The following is a 13,675-nucleotide window of genomic DNA, read 5'->3' on the forward strand; positions in this document are numbered from 1 at the left end:
TTTCTTGATGAAATATTCGGGCTAGAGGTATAAAAACCTTCGTTATGGATATATCTACACCTTGTTGTCAAAATCCTAATGGTTATTTTTTGTTACTGAATTCTCAATTTAATTTTTCTCTTAGTGACTCCCTACTTTTATTAGGGATAATGTTGCCTGTAATTTGAAATGTTAGATTTCAAATAGGTGAAAGTATGAATCAGTACAATAATTCTAGTATCTGGTATATTCACGATTACAAAATTGCCTTCTTCTTTCCTTGTAAGTAATCCCTCCTGACCTTACATATATTGTTTTTAATTCCTTCATTAACTAATTTTCCTCTTTATTTCTGAGAGGCAGATTGGCTGATAATTTTATATTCAACAAAGTTATTAAAAACAATATTTATATAAATTTAATCGCAATTAAATCCAGAAATAGTTTTGGATAGGATTTTTTTGACTTTTAAAAATTAGTTTGGTGGTAACGATTACTAATCCGAATGCTATATACCCAAAACGAAGGATTTTTAGGGGCGGCCGTCAAATGATGAAGCCCCCGGAGCTTATATTAATAAGTGACTGGGGTGAAGAGTGCTGACAACAAACCCTAAAAATGATTCGTGAAGGGTATAGAAAAGATAATTTAGTTACTGCTTAACTCTTTTATACTAGGAATAACTTCGTGGATAATTTTAAACACCTCCCTGAGCCCTTTCGTATTCGTGTTATTGAACCCGTAAAACGTACTACTAAAGAATATCGTGAACAGGCTATTTTACAGGCTGGTATGAATCCCTTTCTGTTAGATAGCAAAGATGTTTTCATCGATTTACTGACTGACAGTGGTACGGGTGCAATAACTCAGGAAATGCAGGCCGCTATGTTTTTAGGTGATGAAGCCTATAGTGGTAGTCGCAGTTACTATGCGCTCGCTGATGCAGTAAAAAATATTTTTGGTTACGAGTACACAATTCCTACACATCAGGGCCGTGGTGCAGAGCAAATTTATATCCCTGTATTAATTAAGAAACGAGAAAAAGAAAAAGGTTTAGATCGCTCTAAAATGGTGGCGATATCAAACTATTTTTTCGATACTACTCAGGGTCATACCCAGTTAAATTCTTGTGTTGCCAGAAACGTTTTTATTAAAGAGGCATTTGATACTTCAGTCAATGCTGATTTTAAAGGTAATTTTGATCTGGAAAAACTCGAACATGCAATTATTGAAGCAGGTCCTGAGAATGTGCCATACATTGTTAGCACCATCACTTGCAACTCTGCTGGAGGACAACCTGTTTCGATTGCTAATCTCAAAGCGGTATATGAAATAGCACAACGTTACGATATTCCCGTTGTTATGGACTCAGCCCGTTTTGCTGAAAACGCTTATTTTATCCAACAACGCGAACCCGGTTATCAAGACTGGACTATTGAAGCAATCACTTTTGAAAGCTACAAATACGCTGATGCGTTAGCCATGTCCGCTAAAAAAGATGCCATGGTACAAATGGGTGGTTTGCTTTGCTTTAAAGATAATTCTCTGCTGGATGTGTATAACGAGTGCCGTACTTTATGTGTTGTTCAAGAAGGCTTTCCGACTTACGGCGGGTTGGAAGGCGGCGCAATGGAACGTTTAGCGGTTGGTTTGTATGATGGTATGCGTCAAGAATGGCTTGCCTATCGAATCAGGCAAGTACAGTATCTTGTTAATGGCTTAGAAGCCATTGGGGTTATTTGTCAACAAGCAGGAGGCCATGCGGCCTTTGTCGATGCAGGTAAACTTTTACCTCATATCCCATCTGACCAGTTTCCAGCCCACGCATTAGCATGTGAGCTATATAAAGTGGCAGGCATTCGAGCCGTTGAAATTGGCTCATTATTACTTGGTCGCGATCCAGTGACAGGTAAGCAGCACCCATGCCCAGCTGAGTTACTTCGTTTAACCATTCCCCGCGCAACTTACACGCAAACGCATATGGATTTTATTATTGAGGCCTTTGAAAAGGTAAAAGAAAACGCAACAAAGGTTAAAGGTTTGGATTTTACCTATGAGCCAGAAGTACTACGTCATTTCACTGCGCGCCTGAAAGAAGTTGAGGATTAATTTCAATGATAAATACAGCCTATTTAGGCTGCATATTTTAAAGCCTCTCATACCTTAGAAAAATATCGACAAAAAATTAAATACTTAATTATAAAGATAAAGAGAATAAAATAATGAACACTAAGCCCTCCCTACTCGGCGGGTCCTGCATCATCGCTAGTGTCTGTGTAGGCGCTGGCATGTTAGGACTACCAAGTGCTGGCGCTGGTGCATGGACAATGTGGTCTTTGCTCGCCATCACTTTAACGATGATTGTCATGACTATCTCTGGCTGGATGTTACTTGAGGCATTCAAACATTTTGATTTAAAAGTCTCATTCAATACCGTAACAAAAAACATGCTGGGTGATAAAGTCAACATGTTAAATAATATAGCCGTATACTTTGTGGGCGGTATTTTGCTTTATGCCTACATCACCTCATCGGGCCTGATTTTGCAAGAAACACTCAATATTAATAGCAAAGTCGCCTCGATATTATTTGTTGCCATATTTTCGAGTTTTGTATGGCACTCTACACGCGCGGTCGACCGTATTTCAGTCGTTCTTATCGCTTTTATGGTACTCAGCTTTGTATTTGGTGTGTCTGGACTTACCTTAAGTGTAGATATGTCTGTTTTGTTTGACACAATTAATCAAGAAGCTGAATATGCGCCTTATGCGCTCGCCATGTTTCCCGTTGCACTCACTTCATTTGGATACCACCATTCCGTCGCTTCCATGCGTGCCTATTATGGTGAGGAGCGACGAGCAAAGTATGCCATCTTTGGAGGAACTACAATTGCCCTTGGACTTTATTTTCTTTGGATAATCTGTATTTTTGGTAATTTACCACGAAGTGATTTCAGTCCTATTATTGAACAAGGTGGAAATGTTGATGCTTTAGTTAGCGCATTAGGTTCTGTGATCGAATCAGAAAAGGTAGCTAAAGCAATTAACGCATTTTCCATGGCCGCTATTCTTTCATCATTTATAGGTGTGGGCTTAGGTGTATTCGACTTTTTAGCTGATTTATTTAAATTTGAAGATTGCAAACGCGGCAGGACAAAAACATGGTTTGTAACATTTATACCCCCTTTGGTTTTGTCACTGTTATTTCCTTTTGGTTTCGTAACAGCGATTGGTTATGCGGGAGGTATTGCAACCATTTGGACATGCATTATACCTGCACTGTTGGCGAGAAAATCACGCACCATGAAATCAGGTAATGAAGGACTTGTCGTCCCAGGTGGCTCTTTCATTCTCATATTAGTTTTTTTATTTGGTGTATTTATCGCAACATTCCACTTTTTAGCCATGTCAGGGATGTTACCCATTTTTACAGGGTAACCCTTCAATTAATTCGCGAATAATATAAATGAGGAACATTAAATGACAGCAATTAAAACATCTCAAGCTCCAGAAGCGATTGGCCCTTATGTACAAGGTGTCAGTTTTGCTAATATGGTTATTACTTCAGGACAACTTCCATTAGATCCAATGACAAAAAAAATGCCAGATGATGTGGCCGAGCAAACAACCCAATCGTTAAATAATGCATTAGCAATTATTAAAGAAGCTGGTTTGAATGCAGGTAATATCATAAAAACAACCGTCTTTGTGAAAGACTTAAATGAGTTTTCATTGATTAATGCAGCCTATGAAGCCTTCTTTCATGAGCATAATGCACCATTTCCTGCTCGATCATGTATAGAAGTAGCACGGTTACCAATGGATGCAAAAATCGAAATTGAGGTGATAGCCGTTCGTTAAATTTTACACTTTTTCTTATCAATTCTTCTTACTTAACAATTTAAGCAATGATTCGATCGTTATTAAAGACTGAATAACTCAGGCGAAATGTTGACCGCAAGGATGCGGCAACCAAGCATCCAAAGAAGAATTCACGGCGTGCTCGATAGGCTTATTTTTTTATTTTATATCCATGGTATTTTATATACATACTTCCTCTCCTCTACTGCCTGTATAACTATTACGTATATTCTACTTACTTTTTGTTTAACACTCATACTCTAACTACAGCGCATACATCAATATATCAAATAACGCTTATAATCTTGATAATCTAAACACAAACTTTACATTAGAGGAACCCTTTAGACTTTAGTATAATACCCATCTAATCAGCTATTGTATTATAATAAAAAACATGATTCTCATTAAACCCTGAAAACGCTATAGTACGATAATTATAAGCTGTCTTTAGAGTATTTATTTGTATAAATTGTATCCATTACATTTATAAATGGAGTTCTTATATTACTCGTTTATCGTTTTAGGCTATAAAAATACTAAATATTACGAAAAAACTAACATGTTAACAGAACTCTCTGTTGCTCTTGCTAACCTGATAAGTGTAGGTTAGTCCTATTAATAACCCTTAACATGGGGTATTAAGCCACAACAACTGTATAGTTATTAAGTTAAGACTATTCCTTTATATGAACAAGATACTTGAACAAGCAGAAAAACTTAAACACTTTAAGTCAATAGCGGCACTAACAGTGCATTGCAATGAAATTATGGATAGCCTTGATATTGACTACTATATCTTTCGCTATTATCCCCCACTACAGATAACAGAAGAGAACATGCTTTCTTTTGGTAACTATCCAGAACAGTGGGTTGATTATTACGATATTAATGAATTGGTTAAAATTGACCCAATCCATCTTCATTGTAAAAGTCATAGCACTCCTATATTTTGGCAAGAAGCTAAGAAGATTAAGCAATTCAATTCAAGTGAACACCGTCAAGTTATGACGTTAGCGGAAAATGCTGGCCTTAAAGATGGTATAACCATACCCGTTCATGGTCTGCGCAGGGGAGTTGCTTTTTTAAGCGCCGCTTTTCGTAGAACAATATCCATAGAGAAGGAACTTCGAAATATTGCAAATATTCAGTGGATTACCCCCTTTATCTATGAAGCTGTTAACCGAATAGAATTAAGTAATTCTCAAACTAAAACGATACTTTCAAAACGAGAAAAAGAATGTTTAGCATGGGCTAGTAGTGGTAAAACATCATGGGAAATATCACAAATATTAGGGGTTTCGGAAAGAACAGTTAACTTTCATTTGACGAATGCAACGCAGAAAACCAATTCATCAAACAGAATACAAGCCATTGCACGCTCAATCATACACGGAATCATAGAACCAATGTACTAACTGCAGCTTATTTTATACACAAAGTGTTGATCAATCATTTAACATCTGTATTAAACGCTTCTTAAGTACTTTATTTGCTCATTGCTGACCGTTTGTTACTCAGACCTTCATCACCTATATCAATACCTGACAACCTTACTCTATCACTGAGTTAACTCTCTATGATTCATTTTTGTCTAACAAGATAAGAATCATAAGCGATTAGAACTTAGCTTTATGTTAACAACATTTTCGCCAAAACCTGTCATTTTAGCTAGTTATATATCTCCTCATCTCTCCCTATAATTTAAACCACAAAATCACCATCCTAATAAAGAAACACGGTATAACAATAATGAGCACTTTACTTGAAAATAATAAATTATCTTCACTTTTTGATTACTTCGGAACCACTATTTTTAGTCATAATAACGAAGATATAAACCAACTCCCTTATCAATTACTCATAAAGTCATTGGCAACATCAGGCATTGTCTTACTTCGAAATTTTGATGTCAATGTTCATACTTTTAGCACTTTTATAGAAAATAATTCTGATTACGTTACTTTCGACCCAGCTCGAAAACCTACGACCAAAAGTACAGCAGAGATACAAGCAGGTGATGTTGAAATGGGTTTGCACATGGAAAATGGAAACCTCCCATTCTCACCAGAACTTCAGTGGTTTTATTGTGGAAAGGCCGCAAAAGAAGGTTCAGAAACTACATTTTGTGACGGTTTGACCGTATGGCAAAAACTATCACCCATGACTCAGAAGAAATTCTTAAATAAGAAAGTTAAATACTCCCGTGATATTCCTTGGGACAATGTCAAGCGTTATTTATCACTTGAGTTACAACAGCCTGTAGATAGAATTACCGATGAGCATCTTGAATATGTCAATGCGATTATTACTGGCCAAACTTACACACGAATAAATGATGAATCAATTCATTCGGAATATGTTGTTTCAGCAGTAATCGACAATGTATTTAATACAGGTCCTTGTTTTTGTAATTCATTAATGAGTCCTAGTGTGAATTATCGACCTCCTAAAATGACTTGGGAAGATGATACTGAAATCTCTGAGTTTGTATGGACTGAGATTAAAGATATCTGTGAAGAGTATACGCGTGATCATAAGTGGCAAGATAATGATGTCATTATCGTTGATAACACACGGGTTATGCATGGTCGTAGAAAAGTACTAGATCCTTTGCGCAAAATGTTTGGTGCACAAAGCTACCTGGTTGGAGGTAACTATGTTAAGTAAACGTATTCTACAGTATTTAAAAGAAACATCTGATCGTGTTTTTGCCAAAGAAATTAATGGTACTGAATATACCCTCGATCAATTACGGAATGATATCAACTTAGTTAAAAAGAATTTGGCTGCTCATAATTTATCATTAAGTGGAAAAATTGTGGGTATCGCAATGCGCTCAAGCTATGAGTGGGTAGTAACACATTTTGCGACCATGGAGCTTGGTACTATTTTGCTGCCAGTTCCTCTTGAATTTGCTGATGAGCAAATTGCCAGTTTAATGACCAAGGCCACAGCCGTTTTTGTGGCCGATGAACAGCAACATAAACGAATTAACACTATATTACCTGATAAACTGTGTATTAACGCAAAAGGTGAACCATTAAATAATAATGGATTAGGTAATACGGTTGAGATACCCGAGGGATTGCTCTCGATTATTCATACATCAGGCACAACCTCTAAACCCAAAGGGGTCATGATTCGAGATGAAGCTTTAAATATTCTTGTTAATAGCTTATTCAAACGTGTGCCTGCTCAGCCATTGCATTACCTTTCAATTGTGCCAATGAGTCTTTTAATTGAACAAGTGCTTGGTATTTACTTACCATTACTTTCTGGAGGCACCATTACCTTTATGCCAAAAGCCATGACTGAGTATGGCGCCGGTATAGGAGAACCGATTGATTACCTCCATTTAATAAAACAGGCTACACCAAACTTTATATATTTACCGCCTAAGTTACTTGAGGAAACGAATAGGGTTTTAGAAAGTACAGATAAAACAACATTGTTTGGATCAGCTATCGACTTTGACAATCTACATATTATCACTGGAGGTGCCAAGATAAGCCCAGAAATTATTCAGTCTCTTGATAAGCATAATATTAAAGTTTTTGAAGCCTATGGATTAAGCGAAAACAGTTCAGTCATATCAATCAATGGCCCTAACGAACGAAAAATTGGTTCAGTCGGAAAGCTATTAGATGGCATCGTACCAAAGTTTGTTGATGGTGAACTGCTTGTAAAAACACCTACACTCTGTGCAGGCTACTACAACGCTGATGACACTGCTTGCGATTTATCTGACGGTTATCTCCATACGGGTGATATTGCAGAAATACGAGATGGTTATCTCTATATTACTGGTCGTAAAAAGCATGTAATTATCTTGTCAAACTCACGGAATTTGTCACCTGAATGGGTTGAATCCATATACAAACAAAGCTTACTCATTGACGATATGATTGTTATTGGAGAAGCCCAAGCCTATCCAACAGCTATTATTTTATCAAAAGCAGATAAAGAAACTGTTCATATTGAGTTGCATAAGTATCATGATCAAATAGCTAAATTTGCACAAATCAATCACTTTGAGCTTATAAATGACTTTGATGAATTTAGAGGCCAGTATTATACCGTCTCAGGTAAGCCAAAACGCAGCGAAATTGATCAATCTTTCTCAACCAGTTTATACAGGAATTAGTCATGGGCTTTGATTTACTGATCGTAAAAAAAGAAACTGCTTTTTACGCTAATATTCAGGATATTGTCTCACAAAAATATCAACAAGCTTTTGATGCTAACGTTAACCCTAGTCCTGATGAGTTTATTGTTCTCAAATCAAAAAGTGAACAGCTTGCAGGTGGTATTTTTGGCTTCACTCAATCAAATAATGCTCTGTTCTCAGAGCATTATCTTGACAATCAACTTCAGTTTATTTGTGGTGCTAAACGTTCACAAATAGCCGAAATCGGATCATTCGCTTCTCACCAAGTCAGTAAAGCGGGTAAAACAGTGATGAGTTTAATGCCTTTACTGATGCATAAACGTAATATTAAATATGTGCTAATGACTGCTACCAATCGCGTACGAGGTATTTTAGACGAACTGGAAATTGCTTATGAAATTATCACCCAAGCTAAGCATTGCCGAGTAGCAGATCCAAATGTTAATTGGGGCAGTTACTACGAAAATGATCCCCAAGTATGTCTCATTGATATTAAACAAAGTATTTTAAACACGCTTAGTAATCACTACGCCAAAGAACTTAATATTAATTTTAATGTTGCAGCTTAGTAAAAATTATTTATAGCGATTCAATAAGATACATCAGCAGCTGATATCAATTTTTTGAAAAAAATTACTATAAACAAGGTCCCCCTCATGTCTAGCCAATATAAACTGGTATATATAGTGTGAGGTGTTTTTTAACTAATCCATATAAGGAAAAGATATGGACAAAAGGTATGAAAATTTTATCATTTTCTTAGCCCCTTTTATTAATAGTGTTGCAGGTATTGCAATTGATCTTTATGCACCCAGTTTACCGTCAATCGGGCGAGAGTTCTCGGTAAACAGTACCGTCATGCAGAACACCATCACTATTACATTATTAGGCTATGCAATCGGTCAACTGTTTTTTGGCTTTATGTCAGATTATTACGGGCGCCGTAAAGCAATTAACTTTGGCTTAGTGCTTTTTATTATTGGTAGTCTTATTTCAATGTTCTCTTCAGATATTACAACCCTTCTTATCGGAAGAGCTATCCAAGGTTTTGCAATTGGTGCTTGCCAAGTCGTTGCTCGGGCAATTCTTGTAGATAATATTAAAGGAGAACGATTTTATATTGCCATATTATATTTAAGCCTGGCATTTGGTTTAGGCCCTGTCATTGCCCCTTATATCGGTGGATATGTTGAAGAACTGGCTGGCTGGCGTTATAACTTCTTACTTTACAGTGCTTATAGTTTCACAATTTTGTTATTTGTCTATTTTGGCTTAAAAGAATCTTTAGACCCAGCACATAAAAAGCATCCGTTCGAATCAATGAAAGGTATCAAGCTAATGTTAGCGGATATTCGTTTCTCGTCAGGAATAATCGTACTGGGTACAAGTTTCTCTTCATTCTTAATCTGGAATGTGATTGGGCCGTTTATCGTTCAAGAACATCTATCATTAAGTTCCAGTTTCTTTGGACAAACAGCGCTAGGGGTTGGATTATGTTACCTGGTGGGTACTTTAGCAAACCGGGTTTTAGTAAAAAGTTTTAAACCCTTTAAACTTATGGGTCTAGGTCTTTTATTATATGGCTCTGGCCTGATTGTTATTATTTTTAACTTGAATGGTATTGATCTTTATACTGTATTAATGGGTACAATGCTGATCGCTTTTGGACAAGGCTTCCTATTCTCCAACGCTATGGCAAAATGCATGTCATTATTTATTGATCGCGCGGGAACATCGGCTAGTTTGCAGGGTTGTTTAATGCTGTTAATAGGTTCAACAGTCACGGCTTTAACAAGCCAGATTACTATTACCAGCAATCTGAATGTTGCAGAAATATTTATTTTGCTATTTTTGATTCAACTTGCCAGCGTCATCATTCTTATCAAATCCAGTTCAACGCGCTATGCAGTGCAAGCACAGGAGTCATAAATCTCTTCCTATAAAAAGTTATACTCTTGACGAAGAATTTTAGCGTTTACTGTCAAGCAATAAAGCCCCAGAAATCTTATATAGATAAGTTCATTTGGGGCTTTATTATGCCTCCATATCACACAGGTATGAATGTCTAAACGCATTTATCCCTATATACCAAAACCATCTAAATCCTTAATAAATCCAAAACACTGTTATATCTGTCAGTTTCGCAGCCATCACTTTCAAAATAACATACATATTAAATGATTTAGGAGGTCTGGAAACATGAGTGCAACAGCTATTTGTATGGTAAACAAACGAAGTCAATATCCTTCAAGTACATTATATTCAATGCATGATTTGCGTTATAGAATATTTTACCAACGCCTTGACTGGGAAGTTCCTACAAATGCAGCTCAAGAAAAAGATGAATATGATGATTTAGAACCTGCTTATATCATTGCCAAGTCCCCCACTGATCTGGTTGTCGGTTGTATGCGGCTTTTACCCACAATGGGTAGTTATATGCTAAAAGATACCTTCCCAGAACTATTAGGTGACTCACCAGCTCCCCAATGTAATTCTATTATTGAGATTAGTCGCTTTGCTGTGGATAAAGACTATAACTTCTTGAATAAGAATGGCATTAATTATGTGTCGTTAATGTTATTTAAAAACTTATATTTGTCTTCTACATCTCATGGCTATACATCAGCTGTAGCCGTTACTACACCAGCTATTGAAAAGTACTTAAAAAAAATAGGCATTGAGGTTAAACGCATAGGTACACAAAAAGCTATGCTTATTGGTAATAGTAAAGCAATTGCTATCCAGTTCAATTTGGACCTTAATTTTTACCTGACTATCAGATCTGCACTTAATCAATAATTATGAATACTTCTGACACACTTTATATGTCAAAAGCGTTAAATATCGCTGAACAACAAAAACTGATGAATCATAAACCACCTTATATCGGTTGTGTGATCGTCAGCCCCGATGAAAATATCATTGGTTCTGCCTGTTATGACCATACGTTACACTGGTCCATTTTAATGGATGAAATTTCATCATTAGCAGATGCTTGCCATCAGGCAACCCTCTATATTACACACTTTCCAGATAAAGGTTGCCACACTAATTTTGAAGAGTGTATCAGTGCTATACAAGACTATCAGATTAAACACGTTATTTTTGGAAGCTGCTTTAATGAAAATATTGAGCAAACATCTTTTATTAAAGCAATGAAAGTACAGGGTATACAGGTTTCGGTGGGCGTTCTCAAAGATGAATGTTTTGAAATAAATAAATTCTTTTTTAATGCTTATACAAAACGCTTACCTTGGTTATGTGGACAATATATCATTGACTTCAGCCAGCAAGATTACCCAGTATATCAAAATAGTATATCATCGCTTAAATTATTTGATATCTGCAAACAGTATGACGCCTGGATAATAGCTCCTGATTTTATTCCCTACTTAGTTAATAACTATGACTTTACCCGTATGCTGGCTCATACCTTTGGATCCATTATTGTTATAGACAACGATCTTAAAAAAAGTAAGCAATATTTAGAAATACTACCCTCCCATAAAACGACTGTTTATCATTCACCCCAAGATTCAGCTTTAGAAAAAACAGGTGATCAACCTAAATTTCTACCCATTCCTATTAAAAGTACTACGCAAGCAGGTTACTCTATTGACTGGAAGTATATTCTCAGGAGTTTAGTAAATTCTGATATTTACTCAGCTGTTATTAATATTGATAGTGCTCTTTTACATGAGTTATATACATGCAATGTATTAAATGAAGTGGATATTAGCTTTCATCCAAGTTTCAATGCTAACGACAAAATCGATTACAGCTCTGTTGACTACAACCCTATTCTTGGAGGACTTAATATTCAGTATACTTTATAAACTATGGCGCACTTTCTCATTGCAGTGCCAAACATACAAAAGCTAGCGTTTACTTATTACCGCTAAAATTTATTCGTTGTTTGGCTAATATATTACTGATCATTCACTTCCACCCAAGAAACGCTTGCATATCCAGCTATTCTCGATATGTATTCACAGCGAAGAGTATATAGTCAAATATTATTTACATCCTACCAAAAATATACTCTATATTTTTTAGAAGCCATTTCAAAATAACTATGTTTGCTGGCTTAGCACCATAAAGTGCTTTTTAAAAGCATCTGTTACATTGAAAATATCTTTTTAACTTATTTTTAACTTCTTAGTTATGATTTACACATTGTGAAGCCACCTCACTGTTTTTCGAAATTACTTTTTTCTCGAAACGAAATATACATAAATTCGCAATAAAAAAGTTAGTCGAGGTTGATTCCAGCTCACAACGCTAGCAACAAACTCAACTCATGTAAAACATGCGTCGCAGGTCTGTTAGGGAAGCGCAAAGGATAGTGCGCCTAAAAATAATTCGCGAAGGGTACACCAAATACAGGTTACTCTTTACTCCAACAAGGAAAGTAAAATGAAATATTCACATTCATACCCAAGCTATCATACGATTATCCTTTACCTCCTTTGGCTACCCATTACATCCTATGCTTATCAAAAAATTCCTTTATCTACTCATCAAGTGCTTTATAGCATTCCATTAACTGAGCTAAAAAAGAAAGAAAAAGAGTTAACGAATACTCCCCTTATGAATAAAGTGAAGGAGTCAATTGCAACGCTTGATAACGATTCTGTTAATGCAATAAAACCAGGCCGAGTACAAAACCCTGATAATGTTAAACGAGTAGAATCGCTAGTTTCTCACGATAATTGGAATTATCTCTTTAGTAAAAGAAACAGCGCTTATACTTATAAACATTTTTTACAAGCTATAGGGAAGTTCCCAGCGTTTTGTGGTGAAACCCACAATGCCTCAAATGCTGATAAAGTGTGCAAAAAGTCACTCACAACGATGTTCGCACACTTTACTCAAGAGACTGGAGCCCATGCACCTAATTGGGATCTTCCAGAATGGCGACAAGGTTTATATTACGTTAGAGAAGTTGGTTGGACTGAGGATATGCGAGGAGGTTATAACGCTGAGTGCAATCCTGACACTTGGCAAGGAAAAACATGGCCTTGTGGTAAATTTTCCGATGGTTACTTTAAAAGCTACTTTGGACGTGGCGCTAAGCAACTTAGTTATAATTACAACTATGGCCCCTTTTCTGATGCCATGTTTGGCAGTATCAGACCTCTTTTGGATCACCCTGAAAAAGTAGCAGATACTTGGCTAAACATCGCCAGTGCAGTGTTTTTCTTTATGTACCCCCAACCCCCTAAACCCAGCATGTACCATGTTATCAATGGCACTTGGCAGCCCAATCAACATGACCAAGATAACGGCCTAGTACCTGGTTTTGGCGTCACCACACATATTATTAATGGAGGAATTGAGTGTGGCGGCTCAAAAGAACACAAACAGTCACTGAATCGAATTTATTACTATCAAGCATTTACCAAGTACCTCGATCTTGCCGTTCCCGATAATGAAGTACTAGGTTGTGCGAATATGAAACGTTTTGATCAATATGGCAGTGGAGCACTTAACATCTACTGGGAACAGGACTGGCGATGGGACCCCTCAACCCCAACAGGAAAAAGCTATGCTTGTAAGCTTGTGAGTTACCAAACACCATTTACTGCTTTAAAAACAGGTGATTATATAAAATGTGTCCAACACCACTTCGATGACTTGGTGATTGATTCTGAAGGATAGA

At 36.6% G+C, this 13,675-nt stretch carries 12 protein-coding genes; all 12 read left to right on the forward strand.

Translation table 11 applies throughout. The features are described from left to right. Positions 1-194: 194 nt before the first annotated feature. The 12 genes from tnaC (at position 195) to KCG35_RS12910 (ending at position 13,674) form a co-directional block, all read left to right on the forward strand. The gene (gene tnaC / locus KCG35_RS27085) at positions 195-269 is read left to right on the forward strand and encodes a tryptophanase leader peptide (RefSeq protein ID WP_373687352.1); all 75 of its coding nucleotides are present in this window, start codon (positions 195-197) and stop codon (positions 267-269) included. A gap of 397 nt (positions 270-666) precedes the next feature. Beyond that, the gene (gene tnaA / locus KCG35_RS12860; RefSeq protein WP_215820109.1) at positions 667-2,088 is read left to right on the forward strand and encodes a tryptophanase; all 1,422 of its coding nucleotides are present in this window, start codon (positions 667-669) and stop codon (positions 2,086-2,088) included. Positions 2,089-2,201: 113 nt separating this feature from the next. After that, positions 2,202-3,416: an aromatic amino acid transporter gene (locus tag KCG35_RS12865; RefSeq protein ID WP_215820110.1), complete on the forward strand. Its 1,215-nt coding sequence runs from the start codon at positions 2,202-2,204 to the stop codon at positions 3,414-3,416. 42 nt (positions 3,417-3,458) lie between these two features. After that, positions 3,459-3,839, forward strand: coding sequence for a Rid family detoxifying hydrolase (locus KCG35_RS12870; protein WP_215820111.1), 381 nt, complete (start codon positions 3,459-3,461; stop codon positions 3,837-3,839). Between the two features lie 689 nt (positions 3,840-4,528). Beyond that, on the forward strand, positions 4,529-5,257 hold the full coding sequence (locus KCG35_RS12875) for a LuxR family transcriptional regulator (RefSeq protein WP_215820112.1): 729 nt from the start codon (positions 4,529-4,531) through the stop codon (positions 5,255-5,257). Between the two features lie 334 nt (positions 5,258-5,591). After that, positions 5,592-6,509: a TauD/TfdA family dioxygenase gene (locus tag KCG35_RS12880; RefSeq protein ID WP_215820113.1), complete on the forward strand. Its 918-nt coding sequence runs from the start codon at positions 5,592-5,594 to the stop codon at positions 6,507-6,509. Next, a complete protein-coding gene (locus tag KCG35_RS12885; protein WP_215820114.1) occupies positions 6,499-7,986 on the forward strand; it encodes an AMP-binding protein in 1,488 nt (495 codons plus the stop codon). The genes KCG35_RS12880 and KCG35_RS12885 overlap by 11 nt, the downstream gene beginning before the upstream one ends. 2 nt (positions 7,987-7,988) lie before the next feature. Beyond that, positions 7,989-8,579 (forward strand): thermostable hemolysin, encoded by a 591-nt coding sequence (locus KCG35_RS12890; RefSeq protein ID WP_215820115.1) that lies wholly within the window; start codon positions 7,989-7,991, stop codon positions 8,577-8,579. A 157-nt stretch (positions 8,580-8,736) separates the two neighbouring features. Continuing rightward, positions 8,737-9,939, forward strand: a complete 1,203-nt coding sequence (locus KCG35_RS12895) for a multidrug effflux MFS transporter (RefSeq protein WP_215820116.1) — start codon at positions 8,737-8,739, stop codon at positions 9,937-9,939. Between the two features lie 270 nt (positions 9,940-10,209). Beyond that, the gene (locus tag KCG35_RS12900; protein ID WP_215820117.1) at positions 10,210-10,812 is read left to right on the forward strand and encodes an acyl-homoserine-lactone synthase; all 603 of its coding nucleotides are present in this window, start codon (positions 10,210-10,212) and stop codon (positions 10,810-10,812) included. A 2-nt stretch (positions 10,813-10,814) separates the two neighbouring features. Next, entirely contained in the window at positions 10,815-11,849 is a 1,035-nt protein-coding gene (locus KCG35_RS12905; protein ID WP_215820118.1) for a dihydrofolate reductase family protein, read from the forward strand. A gap of 580 nt (positions 11,850-12,429) precedes the next feature. Then, positions 12,430-13,674 carry a chitinase gene (locus tag KCG35_RS12910; RefSeq protein WP_215820119.1) on the forward strand — a complete coding sequence of 415 codons (1,245 nt, stop codon included), beginning with the start codon at positions 12,430-12,432 and terminating at the stop codon, positions 13,672-13,674. Position 13,675: the final 1 nt, after the last annotated feature.

The sequence above is a fragment of the Zooshikella harenae genome (assembly GCF_018837975.1).
Classification (GTDB): domain Bacteria; phylum Pseudomonadota; class Gammaproteobacteria; order Pseudomonadales; family Zooshikellaceae; genus Zooshikella; species Zooshikella harenae.